Consider the following 25574-nt stretch of genomic DNA (forward strand, 5'->3'; position numbering starts at 1 on the left):
GCTCAGGCTCCGCCACGGAAGCGCCGCAGGTGTTCTCGCCACGCGTCGCGAGCCTCGTCCTGGCTGACGGCGTGGAACTCCACGGTGGCCCCGGGGCGCCGCGCGCCGAGCCGACCCCAGTCCGCGCGGATGACGGTGGCGATGAGCGGATATCCACCGGTGGTGGGGTGGTCCGGCCCGAGGATGATGGGCTCACCCGACAGCGTCACCTGGATGGCGCCGCGAGCCATGGGACGGGAGGTGCTCGCGCCTTCGTCGCCGTGCGCCAGCGCGGGGCCTTGCAGTCGCATCCCCACGCGGTCGCTCGCGCTCGACACGGTGAAGGTGCTGCCCAGCAGCGAGGCCGCCATCAGCGCGTCGAAGTTCTCCGTGTCGGGCCCGAGCACCAGCCGGATGGGCGCCGCGTCATCCCAGACCGCGTCCGTGTCCACCGATTCCGGCGGGCCGCGAGTCTCACCCAAGGGAAGTGAATCCCCAGGCTTCAGCACGCGCCCCTCATGCCCGCCCAGTCGCGCCACCAGCAGCGTGCCGCGTCCACCCAGCACCTCCGGCACGTCCAGGCCACCGTCCACCGCGACGTAGCAGACGCTGGCGCGCTCGGGCGCGGGCACCCGGAGGCTCTCTCCATCGGCCAGCGCTCGCGCGTCACGCCCATCCACGGAGATGCGCAGGGCCCTGCCTCGCGCGCGCAGCTCCAGGGGACCCAGGCACTCCAGCGCCGCCGCGCCCCACGGGTTGCCCACGGCGCGGTTGGCGCGAGCGAGCAGCTCCGGCACCAGCGCGCCGCCAGGAGGGACGCCATGGTGCATCTGCCCCGGCCGCCCGCCGTCCTGCACCGTGGCGGGCCCTCCCATCCCCACGATATCCAGCCAGCCCGCCATCATCCCACCCGCTCGAAGCGCACCCGGTCACCGAGTTGCAACACCGCGCCCCGGTCCGGGTGGAAGGCCGTGAAGTCCAGCGCTGTGCCAATCAGGTTCCAGCCCCCGGGCGACGCGAAGGGATACACCCCCGTGCGCGCGCCAGCGATGCCCACCGCGAGCGCTGGCACGCGCATGCGCGGGGTGGGAAGTCGCGGGACGACGATGCGCGAGTCCAGCTCACCCAGGTACGCGAAGCCCGGCAGGAAGCCCACGCAGCGCACCGTGTACTCGCGCGCCGCATGCAGGCGGGCCACCTCGTCCACGGACAGGCCCGCGCGCGCGGCGACCTTCTCCAAATCCGGCCCGTCGTAGCGCATGCGCAACGTGATGAGGGTCTGCTCCGGCGGGGCCACCGTCTCGCGCAGCAGTCGCGCCAGCGCCAGTCGCGGCTCGTCGGGAGGCGCATCCGGGTCGAAGTACACGCAGGCGTGTTCCTCGGTGACGACGGCGTCCACCACGCGGGGCAGGGCGCGCAGCACCTCGCGCGCGGCCCTTCGCTCCAGGCTGTCGGGCAGCGTCAGTCGCAGCGCGCCGTCTCCCAGCGGCTCGACGTGGAGCGACAGCGCGTCCAGCGTGGAGCGCACCTCGCGGGCCAGCTCCACCGCGCCGGGCGTGTCGCCGTGCACACAGACTGTATCGACGGTGCCCTGGGTCGCCAGCCGCACGGTGTTCTCACGCACCCGGGCGGCGTCCGTGAGCACGGCGCCGGGTTGTCCTCGGGGAATCAGCGAGCCATCCGGCAGCGTGCCCCGGTCCGCGAAGCCCTCGCGCGCATGGGACAGGCCGGCGTTCCTCGCGGCGTCGTGCAGGCAGCCCTGGGCGGGGGCGATGAGCGTGATGTCCGAGCCCAGCGCCTCGACGATTCCCTCCACCACCGCGCGCGCCAGCACGGGTGACGCATTGGCCGCGTGATACAGCGCGCCGTGGAGCTTGGCGTAGACGACCGGTATCCGTTGCTCCTGGGCCAGCCTGGCCAGTCGCGAGCACTGGCCCGCCACCTGTCCGCGCAGGACTTCAGGGGGCACATCGAGCGCACGCCGTCCGAAGTTCTCGCGGTCCTCGTAGGACGGATGCGCGCCGACGCGGGTGCCATGGCGCGCGCACAGCTCCAGCGCCCGGCGCATGGAGGCGTCGTCACCGGCGTGCGCGCCGCAGGCGATGTTGGCCACCTGGGCGAGCGCATAGAGCCGCGCATCCTCGTCGGGCAGCTCACCCAGGTCGATGTTGAGGAGGCACTCCGTCATGCGTCCACGCTATGCGAGCCGCGTCCCGGACGCAGCCTTCTCCCCACCGTGGCCGCGACGGCCGACGGGGCGAAAGGCTCGGGAGATGACACGCACCACCCCGGGGCAGGGGCCGGTTGGCACCGGGGTGGCACGCGCCCCGGCGTGTCGAATGACACCCCGAGGAACCTCCACCCAGATACGGGGGGCGCCGCTTTCTCCGGTCATTTCGTCCGGATTTCAGTCGCCGTGTGCTGGAGCACGCGCGCTGAGCGCGTGAGCGCCGGGGCTGCCCGTGCGTGTCTGCTCGCGCCAGACGTGACATGCCTTCACACGAACGGAGCTGACCCTGGGTTATGGGCGATTCAGTGAGACACGGGCGTGAGGGTGGCCGGGCCTCCAGCCTTCACCCAGCGGACCAGCGCCAGCGCGGTGGGCTCGTCGAGCAGCTCCGCATAGGTGGGCATGGGCGTGCCGGGAAGGAACTTCTCCGGGTTGCGCACCCAGCGCACCAGCTCCGCTTCGGAGCGGCCAGGCGCGCGAGCAAGCCGGTCATGATAGCGCGCGCCCGGGGCATGGCAGCCCGCGCAACCCAGTTGCGTGAAGAGCTTCGGGGCATCCACGCGGGCAGCCACGAGCCGGGGCTTGCGTGGGGGCTTGGGTGTCGCGGCGCTCGTTGCCACCGACGTGGACTCACCGCCGCGTGGAGTGGGCGACACGGAGGTTCCCGTGGATGCATGCGAGGAGGGCGCGGGGGGGCTCGGTCGCGACGGGCTGGTCGAGGCTCCCGTCTGCGTCCCGTCTCCAGCGCTCACTCCACCGGAAGCCGTTCCCGAGCCAACCGTGGCGACGCTCGACGTCTGTCCCTCCGGCGTCGTGCCGGTGCCAGGGGTCGCGACGCTCGTGGGCGATGACGGGGGCTCGGTGGGACTCGCAACGCTGGAGCCCTGCACGGTTGTGGGCGCGGGCTCGTCCGTCGCGGCCTCGTCGTCGGCCCTCGGAGTCTCGGTGGCCACCCAGTCGGGGCGGGGCGTCGTGGCGGTGAGCCGGGGACGCGCGCCCTCCACGTTGTTCTTCCGGGGCGGCACCGAGCGCAGGAAGTCATACAGCGCCTTGGCCTCCTCCTCATCCATGCCGCGAAAGCGAGGCATGGGCGAGCGAATCGGGGAGCCATCCGGCGCAATCCCATCCCGCACCGCGCGGGTGAAGTCCTCCTGCGTCCAGTACGCGAGCCCCGTGGCGTGGAAGGTGATGTTGCTGGAGTGCACCTCCTGGCCCTCGGGGTCCTTGAAGGCCATGCCTCCCTCGAAGACGTCGTCGCCCGAGGTCTTGTTCGGACTGAAGCCCGGCGTATGACACGAGGCGCAATCGTAGACGTCATGCGCCATGTAGCGGCCGTACTCCACCGTGGGGGCCTTGGGCGGCACGGGGATGCCGAGGGGAGGCCGCTGCACCGGTTCGTTGCCCATGATGACGCGGAAGCCCAGCCCTCCAATGAAGCTGAACTCCGAGCGCGGCGCCGGAGTCGGATCCGGCTTGAAGAGCGGATGCTCCGAGCGCAGGAAGCCCAGCACCGCCGCGAGGTCCTTGTCCCCCATGCCGTAGCTGGGCATCACCATCAGCCGCCCGTCGCGACTCACCGCGTAACGGATGGCGCGCGCCAGCTCCTCGTCCTTCGCCGCGCCAATGCCCGCGGTGGGGTGGGAGGTGAGGTTCGACGAGTGGAAGCTCCCCATGTACGACGGCAGCTCGTGCAGCGGCGCGCCGGAGGCCGTGTCGGTGTCTCCGCCCCGGTGGCACGCCTCGCAGCTCGCATGGAAGATGGCCGCGCCGCGCGCCAGGGCCGCCGGCGAGGTGTCCGCGCGGATGGGCGGGTAGGGCGCCTTGACGGTGCTGGCGCAGCCCGCCAACAGGAGGCTCAGCAGCAACGTGCTCCTCAAGGTACCGCGGACCTCGCGATGCATGCGCAGCCCTCACTTCCGACAGGGGCCCGATGCATATCTCATCCACCCACGCTCCTGGGAGGGGGAGCCTGATGGCGGGTGAACGCGAGCCCGCGAGGCCGGGCAGGTCGTCCGACGTCCGGGAAGACGGCTGGCTAGACTCGGCCGCATGACGCGTCCCCTCGAGTCCTACCGCGCCCTGTTCCCCGTGCTTCAGGAGCAGCTCTACTTCAACCACGCCGGAGTGGCGCCCACCAGCCTGCGCGCCGCCGAGGCCGTGCGCGAGTGGATGGACGACCTCGTCTACCACGGCATCCGTCATGAGCGCGGCTGGGAGGCCCACTGCGAGCGCATCCGCGCGCTGGCGGCCCGCATCCTCCACGCCGAGCCCGGGGAGATTGCCTTCGTGCGCAACACCAGCCACGGCCTGGGCCTGGTGGCGGAGGGCCTGGACTGGAAGCCGGGAGACGAGGTGGCCGTGGCCACGTCGCTGGAGTACCCCTCCAACGTCTACCCGTGGCTGCACCTCAAGGACCGGGGCGTGGTGGTGCGCGAAATCGAGGCGCCGTCCGGTGGCGTCACCCCGGAGGCGGTGGCCCAGGCCCTCACGCCGCGCACGCGACTGGTGGCGGTGTCCTCCGTGCAGTTCGCCACGGGCCACCGCACGGACCTGGAGGCGGTGGGCGCGGTGTGCGAGCGCGCGGGTGTCCTCTTCTGCGTGGACGGCATCCAGAGCGTCGGCTGTGTCCCGGTGGACGTGAAGAAGTGTCGCATCCACTTCCTGAGCGCGGACAGCCACAAGTGGATGCTCGGCATCTCCGGCATCGGCGTGCTGTACGTGGCCAAGGAGGTGCTGCCGCGACTGCGCCCCGTGCTGGTGGGCTGGCGCAGCACCACCGACGCCTGGAACTTCAACCGCACCCACTTCGAGCTGCGCCCCGACGCGAGCAAGTTCGAGGAAGGCAGCGCCGCGTACCCGGGCCTCTATGCGCTGGGCGCCGCGCTGGAGCTGCTCCAGGAGGTGGGCGTGGAGAACATCGAGGCGCGCATCCGCGAGCTGCTCGCGCACGTGGAGAAGGGGCTGCTCGCGCTGGGCTGCGAGGTGGGGCCCGCGCCGGAGCAGCGCGCGGGAATCCTCACGTTCCTGCCGCCCGGGGCGCAGGCGCGGGCGCTCGGGGCCTACCTGTCCGAGCACCACGTCGCCCACTCGGTGCGCCGGGGACGCATCCGCTTGTCGCCCCACTTCTACAACCTGCCCGAGGAGCTGGACCGGCTGGTGGAGTTGGTCCGGGGCTACGGCGGCTGACGCGGCTCAGGTCTGCGAGGGGAAGAGCGTGTCGATGGACAGGTAGCGCTCGCCGGTGTCGTAGCAGAAGCACAGCACGCGGCTGTTGTCCGGCATCTCGCCCAGCTTCTGGTTCACCGCGGACAGCGCGGCGCCGGAGGAGATGCCCACGAAGATGCCCTCCTCCCGCGCGGAGCGGCGGGTGAACTCGAAGGCGTCTTCCTCGGCCACCTGCACCGAGCCGTCCAGGATGTCCGTGTGCAGGTTCTTCGGGATGAAGCCCGCGCCGATGCCCTGGATGGGGTGGGGGCCGGGCTGACCGCCGCTGATGACGGGCGACTTGACGGGCTCCACCGCGAAGACCTTCAGCTTGGGCCAGTGCTTCTTGAGCACCTCGGCGCAGCCGGTGATGTGGCCGCCGGTGCCCACGCCCGTAATCAGGTAGTCGAGCCCGTCCGGGAAGTCGTTGAGGATTTCCTGCGCGGTGGTGCGCTTGTGCACCTCGATGTTCGCCTCGTTCTCGAACTGCTGCGGCATCCACGCGTCGGGGACCTGGGAGACCAGCTCGTTGGCGCGGGCGATGGCGCCCTTCATGCCCAGGGCGCGCGGAGTCAGTTCGAACGTGGCGCCATAGGCGGCCATGAGGCGACGGCGCTCGATGCTCATCGACTCCGGCATGACGAGCACCAGCTTGTAGCCCTTCACCGCGGCGACCATGGCCAGGCCGATGCCGGTGTTGCCGCTGGTGGGCTCGATGATGATGCTGTTCTTCTTGAGGATGCCCTTCTTCTCCGCGTCCTCAATCATGGCGAGGCCGATGCGGTCCTTGATGCTGCCGCCCGGGTTGGCGCGCTCCAGCTTCATGTGGACGGTGACACGGGACGGAAACAGCCGGTTGATACGCACGTGCGGCGTGTTGCCGATGGTCTCCAGGATGTTGTTCGCCTTCATGTCGGGCCTCGTCGGGGGCTGCGCGGGTGGGGTGCTGCGGAACGCATCAGATGTGGAACTCGATGGCGTCCATGACGCCGTCGGCCCCACGGGGGCGAATCTCGCTGCGGCGGGTGACGACCGAACCCGGAGGGATGCTCTGCGTGAGCCACGCGTTGCCGGCGATGATGCTGCCGTGTCCCACCACCGTCTCCCCTCCGAGGATGGTGGCGTTGGCGTACACCACGACGTCGTCCTCAATCGTGGGGTGGCGCTTCTTGTCGGCCAGGGCCTTCTCCACCATGAGGGCGCCCAGCGTGACGCCCTGGTAGACAGTCACGTTGTTGCCGATGACGGTCGTCTCGCCGATGACGACGCCCGTCCCGTGGTCGATGACGAAGCGGCGGCCGATGGTGGCGCCGGGGTGGATGTCCACGCCGGTGCGCTGGTGGGCGTGCTCGGTGAGTAGGCGCGGCAGCAGCGGGAAGCCGAGCCCGTGCAGCGCATTGGCCACGCGGAAGATGGCGATGGCCTGGAAGCCCGGGTACGTGAGGATGACCTCGTCCACCGAGCGCGCCGCGGGGTCCGCGTCGAAGATGGCCTGGGAGTCCTGGCGGAGCCAGTCGTACAGGTCCGGCAGCCGCTCCATGAAGCGCGAGGGGATGCTCGGGTTGATGTCCGGGTAGAGGGGGGCGAGCGTCTCGCGCAGGCGGTGGAGGCTGGCCTCCACGGTGGTGACGTCCCGGCGGACGGCGGCGGCGGTACACTCCAGGCGCTCGGCGAAGTGGGGGAACAGCAGCCCGAGGACCTGTGCGACGAACTCGGGGGCCGCCCGCCGCACGTCCGGGGGGAAGCAGTGGCGCTGTCGGGCTTCCAGCAGCGCGGCGACAAGCCTGGCGTTGGAGTCATCCATGAACCCCTCCATTTAATGCGGTGCGTGGTGGGGCCGCACCACTTGAATCCCCGTTTGGCGCGGAAGTTCAGGCCGGTGTGGGACAAGTGGACAGCGCGGGGCGCCCGGGGGCTGCCCTGGCTGGTGCCCGGCCGGGGGGAGGGGGCCGTGGGCGCCCGGGGTGCCCGCCCGTTACCCAGGGGGATGCCTGAAGGGAACATCATCCACCGGGTGGCGCGGGTCCACGGCCGCTGGCTGGCGGGGCGGCGCTTCATGGCGGACTCGCCCCAGGGCCGGTTCACGGAGGGGGCTCGGGCCCTGAGCGGCCGGGTGCTCCAGCGCGTGGAGGCCCACGGCAAGCACCTGTTCTATGGCTTCGAGGGGGGCGTGCGGTGGCATGTGCACCTGGGGCTGTTCGGGAACATCCGCCACTTCCGGAGCGGGGCGCCGGTGCCATCCGAGGCGTGTCGGCTGCGGCTGTCGTCGCCTCACGCGACGTTGCACCTGTCCGGGCCGCAGGCCTGCGAGCTGCTGACGCCGGAGGACGAGGCGACGCTGCGCGAGAGGCTGGGAGAGGACCCGTTGCGTCCGGATGCGTCCGTGGAGCGGGCGAGGGAGTTGCTGTGTCGCGGACGACAGCCGCTGGCGCAGGCGCTGCTGGACCAGGAGCGCCTGTCCGGCGTGGGCAACATCCTCCGCGCGGAAGGGCTGTTCCTGGCGCGGTTGCCGCCGTTGATGCCGGCGGGGGCGTTGGATGAAGAAGGCTTCGCGCGGCTGTGGGAGGTGCTGCGGAGGTTGTTGGCGGATGCGTCGCGGGACGGGCACATCGTCACGCCGGGCGCGCCGCCCGTGCCGGAGGGGGTGCCGGGGCGCAAGCGCGCGGAGCGCTTCTGTGTGTATGGCAGGGCGGGGCTGCCGTGTCCGAGGTGTGGCGCGAAGGTGCGTCGCCAGGAGCTGGCGGCGCGAGGCCTCTTCTTCTGCGCGGGGTGTCAGGGGGTGGACGCGGTGCTCCGTCCGCGCCGCGTGAAGAAGCCGGCGAAGCGGCAGGGGCGCTTGCTCGACCCCGCTGGCGGCGTGACGATGGGCGAATGAGCCAGACTCCCTCGTATGTCCATGGCACCAGCGCCACCCCGCTCCTGGGGGAGACGATTGGGCAGAACCTGCGAAGGACAGTGGAGCGCCATGGGGACCGGGAGGCGCTCGTCGTCGTCTCCCAGGGATACAGGGCGACATACCGGGAGCTGTGGGACATCACCACGCAGGTGGCGAAGGGCCTGTTGGCCATGGGCGTGGAGAAGGGGGACCGCGTGGGGCTCTGGTCTCCCAATCGCTTCGAGTGGGTGGTGACGCAGTATGCGACGGCGCGCATCGGCGCCATCCTGGTGAATCTCAACCCGGCCTATCGCACGGCGGAGCTGGAGTACTCGCTCAACCAGTCGGGGACGAGTGTGCTGCTGCTGTCGCGCGGCTTCCGACAGACGGACTACCGGTCGATGTTGGAGGAGGTCCGTCCGCGCTGTCCCCAGCTTCGCGTGGCGCTGGTGTTGGATGACGACTGGCGGTTGTTGCTCTCCAACGCGAAGCACGTGAGCGAGCACACGCTGGAGGACCGCGAGGCGTCGCTCCAGTTCGATGACCCCATCAACATCCAGTATACGTCCGGGACGACAGGCTTTCCGAAGGGCGCCACGCTGTCGCACCACAACGTGCTGAACAACGGGTACTTCATCGGCGAGGCGCTGAAATACGGCCCCCAGGACAGGGTGTGCATCCCCGTGCCCTTCTATCACTGCTTCGGCATGGTGATTGGGAACCTGGCCTGTACGTCACATGGCGCCACGATGGTGATTCCGGGTGAGGCGTTCGACCCGCTGGCGGTGCTCCAGACGGTGCAGGCGGAGAAGTGCACGTCGCTGTATGGCGTGCCCACGATGTTCATCGCGGAGCTGGACCACCCGCGCTTCGGTGAGTTCGACCTGACGATGCTGCGCACGGGAGTCATGGCGGGCTCGCCGTGTCCGGTGGAGGTGATGAAGCAGGTGCAGTCGCGGATGAACATGCGCGAGGTGACCATCTGCTACGGGATGACGGAGACGTCGCCGGTGTCCACGCAGAGCTCTCTGGATGACCCGTTCGACAAGCGGGTGTCCACGGTGGGGCGCGTGCATCCGCACCTGGAGGTGAAGGTCATCAACGCGGAGACGGGAGCGGTGGTGCCTCGTGGGGCGGCGGGGGAGCTGTGCACGCGCGGGTACAGCGTCATGCTGGGGTACTGGGCGAACGAGGAGGCCACGGCGAAGGCGGTGGACGCGGCGGGGTGGATGCACACCGGCGACCTGGCGACGATGGACGCGGAGGGCTATGTGCGGATTGTCGGCCGCATCAAGGACCTCATCATCCGGGGAGGGGAGAACATCTCCCCGCGCGAGGTGGAGGAGTTCCTGCACACGCACCCGGGCGTGAGTGAAGCGCAGGTCATCGGCGTGCCGAGCGTGAAGTACGGCGAGGAGGTGATGGCCTGGGTGAAGCCGAAGCCGGGCGTGACGCTCACGCCCGAGGAGCTGACGAAGCACTGCACGGGCCGCATCGCGTCGTTCAAGGTGCCGCGCCACTGGAAGCTGGTGGACGCGTTCCCGATGACGGTGACGGGCAAGGTGCAGAAGTTCCGGATGCGCGAGGTCTCCGTGGCGGAGCTGGGCCTGGAGGCGGCCTCGTCCATCAAGACCGCGTGACGCGGGGACTCTTGCGCGCGGCTTTTTTCCTGGCGACGGGCTGCTTCCGGGGCGCCGCCGACTTCTTCGCGAGGGCCTTCGGCTTCGCTTTCCTTGCCGGGGCCTTCTTCGCGGTGGCCTTCGGCTTTGCTTTCGCCGGGGCCTTGCTCGCCGCCGGGAGTGGGGCCTTCTTCTCGGCGGGCTTCTTCTTCGGCGCCTTCTTCAGCGCGGCCCTCGCCGCCGCGTCGACGGCGCGGCGTGCCCAGGGCAGCAACTCATAGGCGTCATCGTTCGCGTCGGCGGGCGCCGTCCAGTAGCTCATCTCGATGCGTCGGCCTCCGCCCTCATAGATGAAGGGGCGGCACCCCGCGGCCTGGAAGTCCGGTCGGGTGACGTCGTCCGTCTTCAAGTAGAGCTGGCCATCGCCGACGAGGCCGAACATGCGCCCTCCGAAGTACAGGCCCCACCCTCCGAACATCCGCCGCGCCTGTACCGGCCCGAGCTTCTCCAGCAACTCCAGCGTGTACTCCACGAAGCTGTCCGTCCGAGCCACCGTGCTCCTCCTTCGTCACCGTGCTGCTTCTTAGCGGAACGTGGCCACCAGCGGGTTGTGGTCCGACGTGTCCCCCACGTCGATGACCTCCGCCGACACCAACCGCTCCACCATGCGCGGCGACGCGAAGACATAGTCCGTGCGGTAGTCGATGGTGACGCCACCCCGGTTGCGCCGCGCCGTCACCCACCGTGTGGATGCGGCCCGCGTCGGCAGCGTGTCCACCCAGCCGAAGTCCTCCACATCGTCGATGACGTCGAAGCGCGGCGGATGTCCGTACTTGTCCGTCCCCGCCCGCCGCAGCCTGTCCTCCAGGTCCACCGGGTACGGGTCCCTGCGCGACAGCGAGTTGAGGTCCCCGGCCAACAGATATTGCCCCTCACGGAACTTCGCCGGGTCGATGAGCGAGCGCAGGTAGCGCGCCTCCACGTACCGGAGCTTCTCGTGGTGCGCGTCGAAGTGCGTGCCGAACAGCGTCACCGGTCCGCTCGCCTCCAGCTCGCACTCGACGATGCAGTGGCCCAGGAAGTGCCGGTCATTGTGGATGCGCAGCGAGCGCAGGGGAGGGCGGCTCACCACCGCGACGTGGTAGCAACGCCCGCTGGCGCGCGAGCGGGACTGGCCCAGCACCAGGTGCGCGTCGTCCTGCGGCACGTCCAGCGCCTCCGCCACCCGGCGCAGTCGCCCGCCGTCGTCCCAGCCCAGGCACTCCTGGAGCACCAGCACATCCGGCGAGGCCCGAGCGAGGAACGTGACGATGTCGTCGAATCGCTCTTCGCCTCCCTGCAATACGTTGAACGTCATCACCTTCAGCGACATGCGGCCTCCCTCTCGCCCGGGGGCTCCAGACATCGGCCCCATCCACGACAGGCTACCGCACCCGTTGTACCGAGGGGGCCCCTCCGCGCTTGCCCGCCCCCCAGGGCTCCGGCATCGCGCGCACGCTCTCCACGATGAAGGTCTTCAGCTCGCGCGCCGCGGACGTGAGATAGCCCTCGCCCCGGTGCACCAGCGCGACCTGTCGCTTCAGGCCACTCTTCACCAGCGGCACCACGTCGAACCCACGCGAGGCATGGTCCCGAGCCATCAGCTCCGGCACCAGCGCGATGCCCAGCCCGCGCTCCACCATGCGCCGCATCGCCTCCGCGTTGTCTGTCTCCATCGCGACCCTGGGTGTCACGCCGCGAGCCTCGCACTCCGCCTCCAGCGCGCGCGTGCCGCTCATGCTGGGGATGACCACCCACGTCTCCTCCACCACGTCCCCGAGCGACACCGGTCGACTGCTCTTCGTGAGCCGATGCCCACGCGGCACCGCGAGCATCAGCACCTCCTCCCACAGCTTCTGCGCCACCAGGTCCGCGCGCCGCACGGGCAGGGACAGGATGGCCAGGTCCAGCGCCCCTCGGGCCACGCCTTCCTCCAGCGTCGCCGCCATGTCCTCGCTGAGCCGGGGCCGCACCTCCGGATACTTCCGAGCGAATGCGGGGATGATGTCCGGCAACAGGTACGCCCCCACCGTGTGCAGCGTGCCTAGCGACACCGGACCGCGAGGTGTGCCCGACAGCCGCTCCAACTCGGAGGTGCCCGCCGCCAGGGCGTCCAGCGCGCGCCGGGCGTGGGGCAGGAATCGCTCCCCCGCATCCGTCAGCACCGCGCCCCCGGGCGTGCGGACGAGCAGGCGAGTGCCCAGCTCCGCCTCCAGCGACTGGAGCTGCCGGGACAGGCCGGACTGGGACAGGCCCAGGCGTCGGGCCGCTTGGGAGAGCCGGCCCTCCTGGGCCACTCGGAGGAAGGCTTGGAGTTGTTCGTGGGTCATGCGGAATCCGCATGAAGTCTATGCGGAAGTTGCGATTTCCGCATGGGGAGCCCCCGGTTACACGTGTGCAATGGATGGAAGCGGCTTGACGGTGGAGCCGGTGTCTTCCGCCCGGCCGGGTGCGGCGCGGCGGATGGCCACTGGCGCGGTGCTGCTGGCCCTGGTGGTCAGTGCCTTCGAGGGCACGGTGGTCACCAGCGCCATGCCCACCATCACCCGCGAGCTGGGCGGACAGCACCTCTACTCGTGGGTCTTCTCCGCGTTCCTCTTCGCCTCCACCGTGGGCGTGCTCATCTCCGGCAAGCTGGCGGACAGGCTGGGCCGCAAGCCGGTCTTCTTCGCCGGCATGGGGTTGTTCCTCGTCGGCTCCGCGCTGTGCGGGCTCGCCCACTCGGTGGAGGGGCTCATTGCCTTCCGCGTGTTGCAGGGCCTGGGGGCGGGCGCGCTCCAACCCACCACGCTCACCATCAGCGCGGACCTCTATACGTTACGCGAGCGCGCGGCCGTCCAGGGGCTCTTCACCGGAGCTTGGGGCGCGGGCAACGCGGTGGGGCCGCTCATTGGCGGTTGGTTGGTGATGCACGCCTCGTGGCGGTGGGTGTTCCTGGTCAACGTGCCCGTGGGCCTGTTCGCCGCGCTGTTGCTGTACCTCTCCTATCGGGACCCGCCGCGTCGCACGGACGTGAAGCTGGACCGCTGGGGCCCGGTGCTCGCGGGTTCGTCGGCGGCGTTGCTGTTGTTCTCGCTGGAGCCGGGCCACGCGGAGCTGCGCTGGCTGTGCCTGTTGGGCGCGGTGGTGGTGGGCGCGGGGCTGGTGTACCAGCAGCGCGGGTCCGAGGCGCCCTTGTTGCCGATGGAGCTGTTGAAGGACCGCACCGTGCTCAGTGGTGTGGCGGGTGGCATCGCGGGTGGCGCGCTGCTGTACAGCATGGCGGCGTGGGTGCCGCTGTGGATGACGGAGCAGGGTGGACAGACGCCCATCGTCGCGGGCCTGACGCTGCTGCCGATGTTGCTGGGGTGGTCGGTGGGCTCGACGTTCGGCGTGAAGCTGCTGGTGCGCGGAGGAATGCGGCTGAGCGCGGGCGTGGGCTTCGCGGTGGCGGCGACGGGGGCCGGGTTGCTGGCGCTCACCGCGGCGTATGACTGGGGAACGCCCGCGGCGCTCGTCTCGCTCGCGGTGCTGGGCATGGGGTTGGGGCCGGCGGCGAGCACTTCGCTCATCGGCCCGCAGTCACGCGCGCCCTGGCACCACCGGGGCATCGTCACGAGCAGCCTCTATGCGACGCGACTGCTGGGCGGCTCGCTGACAGTGGCCGCGCTGGCGCTCGCCCGAGGCCACTTCGCGCTCCAGTTCGCGATTGCTGGCGCGCTGGCGGGCACGGTGGCGTTGATGCTGGCCGTGGCCGCTCCGGGCAAGATGACCAACGAGCCCTGAATCGTCTCGGACATGCTGGCGGGCATTGTGACGTTGATGCTGGCCGCGCCCGGCAACCTGACCAGCGAGGCCTGAACTCCCGCACGCCACGTGACACAACACTTCGCCAGCCCGCGAAGGGCTCTATCCAGTGTCGTGTGCAGCGTCGTCCCCAGGGTGTGCCGTGCGCTGCACACCATGACTTCGCCATGTCGCGTAAACGCGCGTGACGACGTGCGTCAGCGCTTGGCAGGACGGATGCAGTCGGAACCTCCATGCACGCCGTGGGTTGGCGTTGGAGGACTCGCGATGACGGAGATGATGGCGAAGTGGGACGTGAAGGTGCTGGGTGGACTGGGCGGTGCGCTGCTTGCCCTGGCGGCGGTGTTCCTCTGGAGGGACCTCCACGTGCCCGCGGAGGCGCTCCTCATCGTCGCGGCCTGCGTGACGCTGGCCCTGGCCTTCCTGTCGGTTCCTCGCGGAGGACTGCTGGTCTTCCCCATCGCAGTACTCGCCACCTCCGTGACGGGCGGTCTGTGGTACGCGGCGACCAAGCAGCCGCTGCTCCTCGTGGGGCTCGCGCTGACGCTCATCACCTCCGTCGTCATGCTGCCGCGCACGCAGCGGAACAGTGACACGACGCTGGAGCGCGTCCGCGATGTGCTCGTCTGGTTTGGTTTCACCGCCGCCACCATCGCCGCGACCTGGGCCTTCTACTTCCACTTCCTCACCCTGGGCGTCGCGGAGGACCACATCGCGCGTCGGCTGGTGCTCACGCTGGGCTGGCTCGTCATCGGCGTGGTGATGGTGTTCCTGGGCCGCAAGCGGAGCATCCCCGTCATCCGCGACGCGGGCTTCTGCTTCGTCGCCATCTCCGTGGGCAAGACGCTCCTCTACGACACCGCGAATCTCGATGGCACCCTGCGCGTGGCGGGGCTCGCCGCCGCGGGCGTGCTGATGCTCGGCACGGCCTGGCTCTCCGCGCGGTCCACTCCGGCCAACGCCCGGAGCGCGTGACATGGGGCCCCTGCTCTCCTGGATGGGCGCGCTGTGGCTGACGCAGGCGACACCCGCGCCCTGCTGGGCTCACGAGGATGCGACGCCGGGCTGGAAGCGCGTGGAGCTTCCCGAGGCCGGGCCCCAATTGGCCGCGCCAGCGGACGTGGACCAGTTCCGCACGGGAGAGCCGGCCCTCGTGCGCGAGGCCAACGTGGGCACGTACTTCGGTGGTCAGCACGTGAGCACGGGCCGCATGGCCTTCCGCTTCGAGGTCCAACCAGGGACGACGCGCCTGGAGCTCGACTTCCTCTCGTCCCTGCGAGGCGCCAAGGTGGATGCCATCGCCTACGCGGGGGCCCGTCCCCTCCACCTGCTCGATGAGCGGAGAATCCCAGGCGCGAAGCTCATGCTGGAGTGGGGCTCGGAAGAGGTGCGCTCCGTGGTGGTGGAGGTCCACTACCACCTGCGCGAGCGGCCCGTGGTGGAGTCCTGGTGGGCGACCCGCCGCGTCTGGCCCGAGCGCGACGCAGCGCTCCCCAGCGAGTTCAAGGTCGCGCGCTCGCTCTACTTCTTCCACCCGGGGGGCGGGCGCGTCCTCACGCTGTGCCAGCAGCCGGACCTCACCCCACGCACGTCCCGCTGGCCCCAGCTCGGACTGCGACTCAATACCGCCGCGCTCAAGCCGATTCTTTGAGCGCCCAGGGCCACAGCTTCGCCAGCGCGGAGCGCAGCTCGGCCGCGCTGGCGTACCGGTCCTCGGGCCGCTTCTCCAGGAGCTTCAGCACCACGCGCTCATATGGCCCCGGCAGGCTCGGGCGCAGCGTGGTGGGCGGCACCGGCGCCTGCTGCACGTGCAGGAACATCAGCGGCACCGGGTCCGTGTGTCGGAAGGGAAGCTGTCCCGTGCACAGCTCGTAGGCCACCACGCCCAGCGCGTACAAATCAGTGGCGGGGGACAAGGGAGGGCTGCCCATCACCTGCTCGGGCGCCATGTACTCCGGCGTGCCGAGCACCGTCCCCTGCGTCGTCGTCCCCGCCACGTGGGCGCTCTTGGCGAGGCCGAAGTCCATCAGCTTCAGCACCCCCGCACGGGTGATGAAGAGGTTGGCGGGCTTCACGTCCCGGTGCAGCACGCCCCGACCATGGGCGTGCTCCAGCGCGACGGCCGCGTGGGTGAGCCAGCGCAGCGTCTGCGCGAGCGTGGGCCGTCGCTCCAGCATCCGGTGGCGCAGGTCCACGCCGTCCAGCAGCTCCACCGTGAGGAAGTGCCGGTCTCCATCCAGGCCCACGTCGAAGACGCGCAGGATGTTCACGTGCTCCAGGGCCCGCGCGTGCTCCACCTCCTGACGGAAGCGCGCCACCGTGGATGGCTCCGCATGCGGTGTCGCCAGCACCTTGAGCGCCACGCGCTGACCCTGGTGCAGGTCCACCGCCTCGTACACCGTGGAGCTGCCTCCCGCGCCGAGCCAGCGCTCCACCCGGTAGCGCTCGGCCACGAGCTGTCCCGGCAGCAGTCCGCGCACCAACGCGGCCGGCACGGGCGCGGGCGTGGGAATGCCCTGCAGCAACGTCCCATGCGGTGACACGGGCGTCACCGCGCGCAGCGTCTCCGCCAACGACACGGGAGGCGGCGTCGTCACGGGCACGGGAGGCGGTGTCCGCGCTCCCGTCACCGCCGGTTCCAGCGACAGCCCTCCGAGGTACACCACGCCTCCGGAGTCTTCTTCCGTCGAGCCCACCGCTTCTCCCTCGGTGTCCATTGGCCCCGAGCCGTTGCGCTCAAGGGTCCAACAGCGAGATGTGCGACGGCGCACCCGCGCCCTCGATGTCCAGGTGCGGCGTGGGCAGGTTGTACTCGGCGGCGGCGCTGGTGGCCTCCACCATGATGGGCCCGGCGATTTCAGGCGGCTCGCCCTTGCACAGCACGTCCACCACGTGCTCCACGGTCCACTTGCCCAGCCTGTTCACCACCAGTCGACTCCCTTCGAACGTCGACGTGTCCGCCAGGTCCTCGCTGGCTCCGAGCTTCACGTCCACCGAGTCGCCCAGGTAGCCCCGCGCCAGCGCCAGCACGCGGTCCACCACCGAGTTCCAGGCCTGGAGGTGGGTGCGGTCCTGCGCCTCGTCCATGATGTCCAGGCCCACCTGGAGCTTCTCCATGCGCTCCAGGAACTGCTGCACCAGCGGGCCTCGGATGACGCGGCCGTGCTGCGGCGCGATGATCTCCACCGCCGGCGTGAGCTTGCGGATGGTGGCGACGACGCGGGCCAGGGCGGCGTTCACCGGCATGTAGATTTGATGGAACGCGCGGATGCCCGCCCAGTCGGACTCATCCGCCCACAGGCCCTTGGCGTTGGCGTCGGTGAGGCCGCCGAACAAGTCACCCGTGAAGAGCACGCGCGTCTGCGGGTCATAGAGCATCACCGCGCCCCGGAAGTGGCAGAAGGGCGAGGGCACCGGCAACAGCTTGTGTCCGGTGGGTACGCTCAGGCCCTGCGCGAACTTCTCCGTGGGGATGAAGCGGTTGCGCGGCAGGTTCTGGTGGACGATGAGCCGCCACGTGTCCTCCGAGCAGAGCAGGCCTGCCCGGGGCGCATAGCGCGCGGAGATGATGCTCGCCGACGAGCCCACGTCCGGGTCCTGGTGGTTGATGAACAGGGCCGACAGCCGCTCCATGCCGCCGATGAGCGACGTCACCTTGGTGTGGATGGTGGAGAAGTCGCTGCTGGAGCCGGGGTCGATGAGGAGGTTGAACTCCGCGGCCCGCTGCGTCTTCGCGTCCGTGCCCCGGAACCGCCGGAGGTAGGGGTTGGCGTAGAAGATGTTCCCGGGCTCGCGCTTGCCCACCCAGAACGTCTCGGGAGCAATCTCCACGGGGACGATGCGGAGGTCGTTGCTCAGGCTCGGCGCGGGAAGGTCGCTGCTGCTCATGACGCGGAGTTCCTTCGGGGGGAGGTGATGGTTTCCGCCCATAGCAAGCGGTGCGCCGCCGCCCTCTCCGTCTCGAAGCCTCTCGTCACGCGCGCAAGCCCTGCGTCCGCGAGCAGGGCCACGCATTTCGTGCGGTGCACACGCTCGCACGCGGGGTGGGAGCAGGCGGTTTCGAGGAATCTCCTCGCCAACTGCTCTCGCGTGGCACACTGCTGGGGCCTCTCGCACCCACCCCACCATGCCCGACGCAGCCATGCTCACCACCTGGGGGCTCCCAGGTCTCTTCCTCGTCGCGATGCTGGCGGGTTCCGTGGTGCCGGTGCCCTCCGAGGCGCTGCTCGCCGCGCTCATCTATGGCGGCACCCCACCGATGCTGGCCATGGGCGTGGCGACGGTGGGCAACGTGCTCGGCGCGCTGTCGCTCTACGTGCTGGGCTTGTGGGTGGCGCGCGGCGGAGGTGGGCCCCTGGGGCGTTGGTACGCCCGGCGGCGAGAGAAGGAGGGGCCCCGCATGCAGAAGGTGGAGGCGCGGCTGCGCACCTGGGGCGCGCCCGCGCTGGTGATGTCGTGGCTGCCCATCATCGGCGACGCGTTCGTCATCGCCGGTGGCGTGGTGGGCGTGAAGCCCTTGCCCTTCATCGTGTTCGTCACCCTGGGCAAGGGCTTGCGTTACGCATTTGTCGCCATCTCCACCGCGGCATCCCTGTAGGGCGATGGCACGTCATGTTTCAATCGTGTTTCACGCGCCGTCCCAACACGACATCCGGGTAAGTTGAGGCTGTGGCCTTGGGCACTGATTGCCCGACTACTCAACAGCTCCTCTACCGGGAGCAGGACCGGACCTCGTGCGAAACAACCTCGCCGTATCCACGCGTGTGCTGTCGTCGTGGCGCTTCTGGCTCATGTCGCTCTTCATGGGACTCGCCGCTTGCGGCGGCGAGGAGCCCGTCTCCGAGCAGGCCCCGCTCACCGAGCGCGAGGACTCACTGGCCAGCGTGCGCCTGCGCGTCATGGCGGCCAACCTCTCCAGCGGCAACGGACAGGACTATGACCCGGGCCACGGCATCCGCATCTTCCAGGGCACGGACGCGGACATCATCATGATTCAGGAGTTCAACTACCTGACGGACTCCGCCGCGGACATCCGGAGCTTCGTGAACACGGCGTTCGGCTCGGGCTTCTCGTACTACCGCGAGGCCGGCGCGCAGATTCCCAACGGCATCATCAGCCGCTACCCCATCATCGCCTCGGGCGAGTGGGATGACCCGCAGGTCACCAATCGCGACTTCGCCTGGGCGCGCATCGACATCCCGGGGCCCAAGGACTTGTGGGCGGTGAGCGTGCACCTGCTGACGTCGAACGCCAGCACGCGCAACTCGGAGGCGTCCAGCCTGGTCGGCCGCATCCAGGCCAACATCCCCGCGGGGGACTACCTGGTCATCGGCGGCGACTTCAACACCAGCAGTCGCTCCGAGGCGTGCTTCAGCACCTTCTCGCAGGTGGTCTCCACCGCCAGCCCGTACCCCGCCGACCGCAACGGCAACACCAACACCAACGCGGGCCGCAACAGCCCCTATGACCACGTGCTGGTGGACAGTGACTTGCGGCAGTACCAGACGTCGGTGGTCATCGGCGGCAGCTCGTTCGCCAACGGCCTCGTCGTGGACACGCGGGTGTACTCGCCCATCGGCGACTTGTCCCCCGCGGTCTCCGGTGACAGCGGCGCTTCCGGCATGCAGCACATGGGCATCATCAAGGACTTCCTCATCCCTAGCGACTCGGTGTCGGCCAGCGTGACGGTGACGTCGCCCAACGGCGGTGAGAGCTGGACGACGAGCAGCGCGCGGACGATTACGTGGACGTCGTCGAACGTGGCGAACGTGCGGGTGGAGTACACGCTGAACGGCAGCACCTGGACGACGCTGTCGTCGAGCACGTCCGCCTCGGCGGGGAGCCTTTCGTGGACGCTGCCGGCCACCGCGAGCACCACCGCGCGGGTGCGCGTGACGGACACGTCCAACTCCAGCATCACCGACACCAGCAACTCGACTTTCTCGATTGCGACGGGCGGCAGCGGCGGCACGGGCAACCTCATCATCAACGAGGTGATGGTGAACGAGGCCGGCTCGGACGTGAATGGCGAGTTCGTGGAGCTGGTCAACACCGGCACGGCGGCGCTGAGCATCGCGGGGTGGACGGTGTCCGACGCCGCGAGCGTGCGGCACACGTTCCCCAGCGGCGCCTCGGTGGCGGCGGGCGGCGTGGTGGTGGTGTTCGGTGGCGCGGCGGGAATCCCGTCGGGCACGCCGGGCGCGGTGGCCGCGTCCACGGGCACGCTGGGCCTGTCGAACAGCGGTGACACCGTGACGGTGAAGAACGCGTCGGGCACGGTGGTGTCCACGGCGACGCTGTCGGCCGCCATGGCCGGCACCGATGGGGTCTCCGCGAACCGCAGCCCGGATATCGGCTCGAGCGCTACCTTCGTGCTGCACTCCAGCCTGTCCAGCCTGTCCAGCCTGTCGGCCTCGCCGGGCCGGCGCGCGAGCGGCGCGTCGTTCTGACGAAAGCGTAGCACCGCGCTCCTCGCTCCAGACGGGGAGCGCGGCGGTCGTCAGTGGCTGTCGTGGGCCTGGGACGCGAGCGCCTCTTGGGGAGGGCCTCGTCCATCCTGGGGGCCGGGCGTGCTCGGGCTGCCGGGGCCGGGGTGGTTGCGGCCGTAGTCGCGCTCGTGGATGCGGACCAGGGCCAGGAAGAAGGCGACGATGAGCGGGCCGAGCAGCAGGCCCACCGTGCCGAACGCCGCCAGGCCGCCCAGCAGCGAGAAGAAGACGATGGCGCCGTGCTGGTGCATGCCGCGCTTGGCGAGCAGCGGCTTGACGACGTTGTCCACCAGCCCCACCACCACCGTGCCCCAGATGGCCAGGAACAGCGCGGCCCAGGGGTGTCCGCTGAAGAACATGAGCGCCGAGGCCGCCAGCACCACAATCGCGGCGCCCACCGCGGGGATGAGCGCCATGAAGAAGGCGACGCCCGCGAAGAACAGCGGCGCGGGCACCTGGACAATCAGGAAGCCGATGAGCGCGGCGAAGGCCTGCACGCCCGCGGTAGCCAGTGACGACAGCAGCACCGCGCCGGACACGCTGCGGAACTCGCGCATGATTTCCAGCGTCTCGCCGCGCCGCAGCGGAGACACGCTCTCAATCCACTGCACCAGCTCCCGCCCGTCCGTGAGGAAGAAGAACAGGGCGATGAGCATCATCACCGTCTGGAAGGCGATGGAGCCCGTGGCCGCCACCGCGCCCGTCACCGCGCGCGCCGCCGTGCCGCCCTGGCTGCTCACCTGCTCCTGGAGCCTCTCGTCCAGGTGCGCCTCCTCCATGGGCAGCCGCTCCATCAGGCTCTCCGCGCCCCTGCGCACCGGCCCCGGCAGCTTCTGCACCAGGCCTTCGACGCCCTCCTGTTGCACCGTCTTGGTGACGAACTGCGCACCGGAGGACACCTCGGCGACCACGAAGGCCGTGAGCCCTCCCAGGGGGAGCAGCAACGCGAGGACGACCATGGTGCAGATGAGCCCAGCGGAGATGTTCTTGCGCCCGCGCAGCTTGCGCGTCAGCCGGGAGTGCACGCCGTAGAACGCCCCCGCCAGCACCGCGGCCAGGAAGATGCCCTTGGCGAAGGGCTGGATGACCAGCGCCAGGAGCACGATGGACAGCAGGATGAGGCCGGTGAAGACGCGCCGGGCGGTCTGCTCGGATGCCATACCCGTGAAGTTAGGGCTCAATCCGTGGGAGGGAAGGGGGGAGCGACCCCCACGGCTGCCTGGCAGGTCTCCAGGGGAGAAGACTTGGGCCCGGGCCCCAGGCGGCTAGAGTGCCGCGCCATGCCGGCTTTCGAATCGACTCAGTTCACCGCGTGGCTGCTTCAGGCGCTGTGCTCCGCCTTCCTCGCCATCCTGTTCCTCCAGTCCGGGCTCGACAAGGTCATCGACTGGAAGGGCAACCTGGGCTGGCTCACTGGCCACTTCGCCAAGAGCCCCTTGCGGAGTGTCGTTCCGTTGATGCTCGGCGTCATCACCTTGATGGAGCTGACCGCGGGCGCCCTCAGCGCCGCCGGGCTGGTGGCGCTCATCGCCACGGGCAGCGCGACGCTGGCCTTCTGGGGCGCGCTCGTATCGGCCGTGTCGCTGGTGTCGCTGTTCTTCGGTCAGCGCATGGCCAAGGACTACGCGGGCGCGGGCGGACTGGTGCCGTACTTCCTGCTGTCGCTCGCTGCCATCTACTTCACGCGCCTGGGCTGAGCTTCACAGCACCTTGCGTGGCGGGACGAGCGCGTTGGCGGACAAGAGGCCCGCCACCAGCGCCACGGCGACCATCAGCATGTTGAAGGCCGTGTCGACTCCCGCCACCACGTCCCGCTCCAGCAGCGAGGACAGGCTGCGGAAGCCCACGCTGCCGGGCACGAGCAGCATCAGCCCCGGCACGACGATGGTGACGGAGGGCTTGTTGCGCAGCCGCGCCAGCGCGTTGCCGCCGATGCCCAAGAGCAGCGCGCCGACGAATGCGCCGAGCTGCGGCCCCAGCAGCTCCGAGCCCAGCCGAGCGCCGGTGAAGGCGAAGGTGCCCGCGGCGGCAATCCAGCCCCAGTCGCGAGGGCGCGCGCGGAACAGCACGCCGATGGCCACACCCGCCACGGCCAGGGCCGCCGCCTGCGTCCACGCGGGCAGCGCGGCGGCGACGGTCGGCGCGACGGGCGGCGGCAACAGCTCCGCCAGCCGGCTGCCCAGCGCGACGCCGAAGCCGAGCTGGAGGAACACCACCGCCGCGCCCGTGAGCCGCGAGGTGCCGGAGATGAGGTGGCGCGTGGCCAGCTCGTTGAGGGCCACCGTCAGCGTCAGGCCGGGCAGGAGGACGATGAGCCCCGCCAGCGTGGCGACCTGGACGGACATGGGGCCGATGAAGCTCGCGGCCAGGACGGCGAGCGCCGAGGAGAGCACGGCGCCCACCGGCTCCAGCACGCGCGCGGTGGACGGCTGTCGCTGCGTCGCCACGCTCAACAGGCCGATGAGCAGGCTGCTCACCGTCGCCACCGCCATCTCCTTCAGCCCTCCGCCGAAGAGCCGAGCGCCGGCTCCTCCGGCCAGTGCCCAGCAGAGGACCTGGAGCACCGGTCCGAAGCGCTGTGGACGCGCGAGGATGGCCTCCACGCGCAGGGCGCCCTCGGCGGGCGTGAGGCGCGCCTGGATGACATCGTCGGCGAGCACATCCAGCAGCGTGAGCCGCTCCAGGTCCATGTCGCCAGGCTCCACGCGGATGAGGCTGGTGCGCAGCGCTTCCGGCGGACCGAAGGACGCGAAGAGGGACGTCGGCGTGGAGAAGAAGCGGCCCTCCAGGCCCAGGCGCTCCGACACGCGTTGCATCAGCCCTTCCAGCCGGTGCGCGGGGGTGCCGTAGCGGTGCAGCGCTTCGGCCAGTCGCAGTGTGAAGGCGACGGACGGCCCCGAGGGCGGCGGGAAGTGTTGGAGCGAAGCGGCGATTTCGGGAGGGACGGCCACGGCGGCGCAATGGCAGAGCCGCCCGGGTGGAGTCAAATGGCGCTGCCGTGACGTCCGCCTGTCCGCCGCTTCTCCCTCGGGAGACACGTGCTCGTTGGTTCTCCAAGGTGGACATGGGATGTCGGGGTGACGAAGGGAGCTGACGAGAGGATGGCGCGAAAGAGCAAGACGCCCCGCTGGCTGGAGGCGGCGCGGCGCAGGGACGCGGAGGCCGCCGAGGACGGACGCTCGGACTGGCTGGCGCGCGCCCTGGGGCGGGCCGGGGTGCTGCCTCGGGTGGAGGCGGAGGCGGCGATTCGCGCGGGGCGGGTGGAGGTGGAGGGACGCGTGGAGCTGGAGCCCTTCGCGCCGGTGCGTCCTGGTGGGGTGGTGCGCGTGGATGGGCGGGAGTGCTCACTCGCGGCGTCGACGCGGGTGTTGATGTTCCACAAGCCGGCGGGGCCGGTGGTGCACGGCTCGGACCCGGAGGGCGTGGGCACGGTGTTCGAGCGCTTGCGCGCGGTGCTGCCCGAGTCCCTGCTCGGCTTCGAGTGGTACGCGGTGGGGAGGTTGGACCGTGACACCACGGGGCTGTTGTTCTTCACGAACGACGAGCGCTTCGTGCGGCACGGCACGGCCCCGGAGACGCATCTGCCCAAGCGCTACGTGGCGCGCGTGTCGGGGCGGCCGGGCCCCGCGGCGCTCCAGCGGCTGCGAGAGGGCGTGGAGCTGGAGGATGGACTCACGCGGCCGGCGGAGGCTCGGCTGCGCGAGCCCGACGTGGTGGAGCTGACGCTGACGGAAGGGCGGCACCACCAGGTGAAGCGGATGCTGGCGGCCGTGGGCCATCCGGTGCTCACGCTGCACCGGGAGGCCGTGGGCACCGTGGTGCTGGACGTGGCCGAGGGCACGTGGCGCGCGCTGCGGGACGACGAGGTCTCCAAGGGACTGGGCTTTCGTCCGGAGGAGCCCTGATTGTCTACGGTGTGGGGCGCGTGCCGAAGCGTGACAGCAACGCCTCCAGCACGGCGGGCTCACGCGGGTTGTTGAAGTGCCGTCCGCCCGGGACGACGATGACTTCAGCGCCGAGTCGCTCCTCCCAGAGCTGGCGATTGCGGCGCCAGTCGGAGGTGAACGGGTCTCCATCCGAGAGCACCACGACGCAGTGGCCCAGCGCGGCGCGGACGCGCGCGAAGTCGATGGGCGTGTCGAGCCACGGCTGCAGCGAGCCCCAGGTCTTGTCCACCTCGAACCAGCCCGCGACGAGCACGGCGCCCTCCACGCGGTGGCCCTCGGGCATCTGTGCGAGGTAGCGGAGGATGGTCTGACAGCCCACGCTGTGGCCCAGGAACACCGTGGACGGCGGAGGCACTGGCCCCAGGGCCTGTGTGAGCGCGGAGCCCCAGCCTTCGATGGTGGGTGTCCCCGGCTCGGGCATGTCCAGCGTGCGGATGGAGTCGAAGGGCGCCGGAGGTTGGCGCAGCTGCTCCTCGAGCCAGGGATAGAAGTCGGTGTCCGGACGTCCTGCCCAGCGGTGCACGATGACGAGGGAGCGGCTCATGGCCGCCCAGTCTGCCTCAACCCTCGCGCGACGCCATGGCCAGGACGTGCTGCCGGATTCGCGCCGCCAGTGACAGGCTGTCGGGCAGTGCGCGGCCGAGCAGCTTCGGCACACCCGTGGCCAGCACCGCGGAGTTGGTGAAGACACACGCCCGCGCCTCAGGGAGCCGCGTCAGTGGAATGACGTCTTCGCGCACGGGCATGTCGTCGATGTGGCCCGAGTCCAGGAGCACCGCGCGGATGATGCCCGGCAGGCACGGCGCATCCAGCGGCGGTGTGACGAGCGCGCCGTCCAGGAGCACGAAGAGGTTCGCGGTGGGCAGCTCGCACGCGTGTCCCACGTCATTGGCCAGCACAGGGGAGTGCTGCATGAGCGAGAACTGGCGGAAGTACGACAGGCCCTTGTGGTTCGGCAGGGGCTCACCGTGTCGGTAGGCGCCGGCCTCCACTGTGTCCACGGCGCGCCCCTCACGCTGGAGTCGCTCCGCGTCCGGCGCGGGAGGCCGGAAGGTGAGCAGGAGCCGACCATCGCTCGCGGTGAGCTTGCCGATGCCCGTGAAGCGCGGGCCGAGCGCGGAGGTGGATTCAACGCAGCGACGAAGGGACTCCCTCACGGCGTCGGGGTGGAGCAGCTCGGACGGCGGCGCGCGGACGGCCTCGGGAAATGCGGCGAGGCTCTCGGTGAGCCGTCGCAGGTGCCGCGCGAGGAAGAGGGGAACTCCGTCGTCGATTCGGAAGGTGGTGAAGAAGCCCGCGCCGAAGAAGAAGCCCTGGGCGAAGTCGTGCAGGGGGAGGTCTTCCCAGCGCCGCACCTCACCATTCACCGCCACCGTGGAGAACATGCGTGCGGGCTCCGTCTCGTGC

24 protein-coding genes are annotated in these 25574 nt (G+C 70.3%); 10 read left to right on the forward strand and 14 right to left on the reverse strand.

The features are described from left to right. Positions 1-2: 2 nt before the first annotated feature. The 3 genes from LZ199_RS31740 to LZ199_RS31750 form a co-directional block, all read right to left on the reverse strand. A complete protein-coding gene (locus tag LZ199_RS31740) occupies positions 3-884 on the reverse strand; it encodes a 5-oxoprolinase subunit C family protein (RefSeq protein WP_253997500.1) in 882 nt (293 codons plus the stop codon). Continuing rightward, positions 881-2167, reverse strand: coding sequence for a LamB/YcsF family protein (locus LZ199_RS31745; RefSeq protein WP_253997501.1), 1287 nt, complete (start codon positions 2165-2167; stop codon positions 881-883). Before LZ199_RS31745 ends, LZ199_RS31740 begins: the two co-directional genes overlap by 4 nt. A 344-nt stretch (positions 2168-2511) precedes the next feature. Further along, the gene (locus tag LZ199_RS31750) at positions 2512-4110 is read right to left on the reverse strand and encodes a c-type cytochrome (RefSeq protein WP_253997502.1); all 1599 of its coding nucleotides are present in this window, start codon (positions 4108-4110) and stop codon (positions 2512-2514) included. A 148-nt stretch (positions 4111-4258) separates the two neighbouring features. Here LZ199_RS31750 and LZ199_RS31755 point away from each other — a divergent pair, with 148 nt between their 5' ends. Next, entirely contained in the window at positions 4259-5395 is a 1137-nt protein-coding gene (locus LZ199_RS31755; protein ID WP_253997503.1) for an aminotransferase class V-fold PLP-dependent enzyme, read from the forward strand. A 6-nt stretch (positions 5396-5401) separates the two neighbouring features. On the opposite strand, the gene cysK is transcribed toward LZ199_RS31755, so the two are convergent. Next, positions 5402-6325, reverse strand: a complete 924-nt coding sequence (gene cysK, locus LZ199_RS31760) for a cysteine synthase A (RefSeq protein WP_253997504.1) — start codon at positions 6323-6325, stop codon at positions 5402-5404. Positions 6326-6371: 46 nt separating this feature from the next. Further along, a complete protein-coding gene (gene epsC, locus LZ199_RS31765; protein WP_253997505.1) occupies positions 6372-7217 on the reverse strand; it encodes a serine O-acetyltransferase EpsC in 846 nt (281 codons plus the stop codon). A 183-nt stretch (positions 7218-7400) separates the two neighbouring features. Between epsC and LZ199_RS31770 the strand changes: the two genes are divergently transcribed. Together LZ199_RS31770 and LZ199_RS31775 are read left to right on the forward strand one after the other, a co-directional pair. Beyond that, positions 7401-8288: an Fpg/Nei family DNA glycosylase gene (locus tag LZ199_RS31770; RefSeq protein WP_253997506.1), complete on the forward strand. Its 888-nt coding sequence runs from the start codon at positions 7401-7403 to the stop codon at positions 8286-8288. Further along, entirely contained in the window at positions 8285-9928 is a 1644-nt protein-coding gene (locus LZ199_RS31775) for an AMP-binding protein (RefSeq protein WP_253997507.1), read from the forward strand. The genes LZ199_RS31770 and LZ199_RS31775 overlap by 4 nt, the downstream gene beginning before the upstream one ends. Here the strand turns inward: LZ199_RS31775 and LZ199_RS31780 are convergent. The 3 genes from LZ199_RS31780 to LZ199_RS31790 are packed head-to-tail and all read right to left on the reverse strand — an operon-like array spanning position 9915 to position 12276. Next, positions 9915-10460 carry a TfoX/Sxy family protein gene (locus LZ199_RS31780; protein ID WP_253997508.1) on the reverse strand — a complete coding sequence of 182 codons (546 nt, stop codon included), beginning with the start codon at positions 10458-10460 and terminating at the stop codon, positions 9915-9917. The two genes, LZ199_RS31775 and LZ199_RS31780, sit on opposite strands and share 14 nt — an antisense overlap. A gap of 30 nt (positions 10461-10490) precedes the next feature. After that, positions 10491-11279: an endonuclease/exonuclease/phosphatase family protein gene (locus LZ199_RS31785; protein ID WP_253997509.1), complete on the reverse strand. Its 789-nt coding sequence runs from the start codon at positions 11277-11279 to the stop codon at positions 10491-10493. Between the two features lie 52 nt (positions 11280-11331). After that, positions 11332-12276, reverse strand: coding sequence for a LysR family transcriptional regulator (locus LZ199_RS31790; RefSeq protein ID WP_253997510.1), 945 nt, complete (start codon positions 12274-12276; stop codon positions 11332-11334). Between the two features lie 70 nt (positions 12277-12346). On the opposite strand from LZ199_RS31790, the gene LZ199_RS31795 reads away from it, so the two are divergent. The 3 genes from LZ199_RS31795 to LZ199_RS31805 all read left to right on the forward strand — a co-directional run bounded on the left by LZ199_RS31795 (position 12347) and on the right by LZ199_RS31805 (position 15383). After that, a complete protein-coding gene (locus tag LZ199_RS31795; RefSeq protein ID WP_323389998.1) occupies positions 12347-13711 on the forward strand; it encodes an MFS transporter in 1365 nt (454 codons plus the stop codon). A gap of 288 nt (positions 13712-13999) precedes the next feature. Next, a complete protein-coding gene (locus LZ199_RS31800; protein WP_253997511.1) occupies positions 14000-14707 on the forward strand; it encodes a DUF2339 domain-containing protein in 708 nt (235 codons plus the stop codon). Position 14708: 1 nt separating this feature from the next. After that, entirely contained in the window at positions 14709-15383 is a 675-nt protein-coding gene (locus LZ199_RS31805; RefSeq protein WP_253997512.1) for a hypothetical protein, read from the forward strand. On the opposite strand, the gene LZ199_RS31810 is transcribed toward LZ199_RS31805, so the two are convergent. Together LZ199_RS31810 and LZ199_RS31815 are read right to left on the reverse strand one after the other, a co-directional pair. Next, positions 15367-16428 carry a serine/threonine-protein kinase gene (locus LZ199_RS31810; protein ID WP_253997513.1) on the reverse strand — a complete coding sequence of 354 codons (1062 nt, stop codon included), beginning with the start codon at positions 16426-16428 and terminating at the stop codon, positions 15367-15369. The genes LZ199_RS31805 and LZ199_RS31810 overlap by 17 nt on opposite strands. Before the next feature lie 40 nt (positions 16429-16468). Then, positions 16469-17620: an oxygen-binding di-iron domain-containing protein gene (locus LZ199_RS31815; RefSeq protein ID WP_253997514.1), complete on the reverse strand. Its 1152-nt coding sequence runs from the start codon at positions 17618-17620 to the stop codon at positions 16469-16471. 238 nt (positions 17621-17858) lie between these two features. Here LZ199_RS31815 and LZ199_RS31820 point away from each other — a divergent pair, with 238 nt between their 5' ends. Beyond that, a complete protein-coding gene (locus LZ199_RS31820) occupies positions 17859-18329 on the forward strand; it encodes a YqaA family protein (RefSeq protein ID WP_253997515.1) in 471 nt (156 codons plus the stop codon). Positions 18330-18522: 193 nt separating this feature from the next. Then, entirely contained in the window at positions 18523-20181 is a 1659-nt protein-coding gene (locus LZ199_RS31825) for a lamin tail domain-containing protein (protein WP_407667269.1), read from the forward strand. Positions 20182-20231: 50 nt separating this feature from the next. Here LZ199_RS31825 and LZ199_RS31830 read toward each other — a convergent pair whose 3' ends face one another. Then, positions 20232-21380 (reverse strand): AI-2E family transporter, encoded by a 1149-nt coding sequence (locus LZ199_RS31830; protein WP_253997516.1) that lies wholly within the window; start codon positions 21378-21380, stop codon positions 20232-20234. 120 nt (positions 21381-21500) lie between these two features. On the opposite strand from LZ199_RS31830, the gene LZ199_RS31835 reads away from it, so the two are divergent. After that, positions 21501-21917, forward strand: coding sequence for a DoxX family protein (locus LZ199_RS31835; protein ID WP_253997517.1), 417 nt, complete (start codon positions 21501-21503; stop codon positions 21915-21917). Between the two features lie 3 nt (positions 21918-21920). On the opposite strand, the gene LZ199_RS31840 is transcribed toward LZ199_RS31835, so the two are convergent. Continuing rightward, a complete protein-coding gene (locus LZ199_RS31840) occupies positions 21921-23171 on the reverse strand; it encodes a threonine/serine exporter family protein (protein WP_253997518.1) in 1251 nt (416 codons plus the stop codon). Positions 23172-23321: 150 nt separating this feature from the next. Between LZ199_RS31840 and LZ199_RS31845 the strand changes: the two genes are divergently transcribed. Next, positions 23322-24125 (forward strand): pseudouridine synthase, encoded by an 804-nt coding sequence (locus LZ199_RS31845; RefSeq protein WP_253997519.1) that lies wholly within the window; start codon positions 23322-23324, stop codon positions 24123-24125. A 4-nt stretch (positions 24126-24129) separates the two neighbouring features. Here the strand turns inward: LZ199_RS31845 and LZ199_RS31850 are convergent, their stop codons facing one another. Further along, positions 24130-24711 (reverse strand): RBBP9/YdeN family alpha/beta hydrolase, encoded by a 582-nt coding sequence (locus LZ199_RS31850; protein ID WP_253997520.1) that lies wholly within the window; start codon positions 24709-24711, stop codon positions 24130-24132. Positions 24712-24727: 16 nt separating this feature from the next. Beyond that, entirely contained in the window at positions 24728-25552 is an 825-nt protein-coding gene (locus tag LZ199_RS31855) for an aminotransferase class IV (protein ID WP_253997521.1), read from the reverse strand. Positions 25553-25574 lie beyond the last annotated feature (22 nt).

This window comes from Myxococcus qinghaiensis, from assembly GCF_024198215.1.
GTDB lineage: Bacteria > Myxococcota > Myxococcia > Myxococcales > Myxococcaceae > Myxococcus > Myxococcus qinghaiensis.

Coding starts and splice junctions, on each gene's coding strand:
- LZ199_RS31775 (WP_253997507.1), top strand. CDS start 8,285: ATGAGCCAGACTCCCTCGTATGTCCATGGCACCAGCGCCACCCCGCTC.
- LZ199_RS31845 (WP_253997519.1), top strand. CDS start 23,322: ATGGCGCGAAAGAGCAAGACGCCCCGCTGGCTGGAGGCGGCGCGGCGC.
- LZ199_RS31750 (WP_253997502.1), bottom strand. CDS start 4,110: ATGCATCGCGAGGTCCGCGGTACCTTGAGGAGCACGTTGCTGCTGAGC.
- LZ199_RS31820 (WP_253997515.1), top strand. CDS start 17,859: ATGCCCGACGCAGCCATGCTCACCACCTGGGGGCTCCCAGGTCTCTTC.
- epsC (WP_253997505.1), bottom strand. CDS start 7,217: ATGGATGACTCCAACGCCAGGCTTGTCGCCGCGCTGCTGGAAGCCCGA.
- LZ199_RS31835 (WP_253997517.1), top strand. CDS start 21,501: ATGCCGGCTTTCGAATCGACTCAGTTCACCGCGTGGCTGCTTCAGGCG.
- LZ199_RS31850 (WP_253997520.1), bottom strand. CDS start 24,711: ATGAGCCGCTCCCTCGTCATCGTGCACCGCTGGGCAGGACGTCCGGAC.
- cysK (WP_253997504.1), bottom strand. CDS start 6,325: ATGAAGGCGAACAACATCCTGGAGACCATCGGCAACACGCCGCACGTG.
- LZ199_RS31740 (WP_253997500.1), bottom strand. CDS start 884: ATGATGGCGGGCTGGCTGGATATCGTGGGGATGGGAGGGCCCGCCACG.
- LZ199_RS31770 (WP_253997506.1), top strand. CDS start 7,401: ATGCCTGAAGGGAACATCATCCACCGGGTGGCGCGGGTCCACGGCCGC.
- LZ199_RS31830 (WP_253997516.1), bottom strand. CDS start 21,380: ATGGCATCCGAGCAGACCGCCCGGCGCGTCTTCACCGGCCTCATCCTG.
- LZ199_RS31755 (WP_253997503.1), top strand. CDS start 4,259: ATGACGCGTCCCCTCGAGTCCTACCGCGCCCTGTTCCCCGTGCTTCAG.
- LZ199_RS31790 (WP_253997510.1), bottom strand. CDS start 12,276: ATGACCCACGAACAACTCCAAGCCTTCCTCCGAGTGGCCCAGGAGGGC.
- LZ199_RS31825 (WP_407667269.1), top strand. CDS start 18,523: ATGTCGCTCTTCATGGGACTCGCCGCTTGCGGCGGCGAGGAGCCCGTC.
- LZ199_RS31785 (WP_253997509.1), bottom strand. CDS start 11,279: ATGTCGCTGAAGGTGATGACGTTCAACGTATTGCAGGGAGGCGAAGAG.
- LZ199_RS31815 (WP_253997514.1), bottom strand. CDS start 17,620: ATGAGCAGCAGCGACCTTCCCGCGCCGAGCCTGAGCAACGACCTCCGC.
- LZ199_RS31745 (WP_253997501.1), bottom strand. CDS start 2,167: ATGACGGAGTGCCTCCTCAACATCGACCTGGGTGAGCTGCCCGACGAG.
- LZ199_RS31805 (WP_253997512.1), top strand. CDS start 14,709: ATGGGGCCCCTGCTCTCCTGGATGGGCGCGCTGTGGCTGACGCAGGCG.
- LZ199_RS31800 (WP_253997511.1), top strand. CDS start 14,000: ATGACGGAGATGATGGCGAAGTGGGACGTGAAGGTGCTGGGTGGACTG.
- LZ199_RS31795 (WP_323389998.1), top strand. CDS start 12,347: ATGGATGGAAGCGGCTTGACGGTGGAGCCGGTGTCTTCCGCCCGGCCG.
- LZ199_RS31855 (WP_253997521.1), bottom strand. CDS start 25,552: ATGTTCTCCACGGTGGCGGTGAATGGTGAGGTGCGGCGCTGGGAAGAC.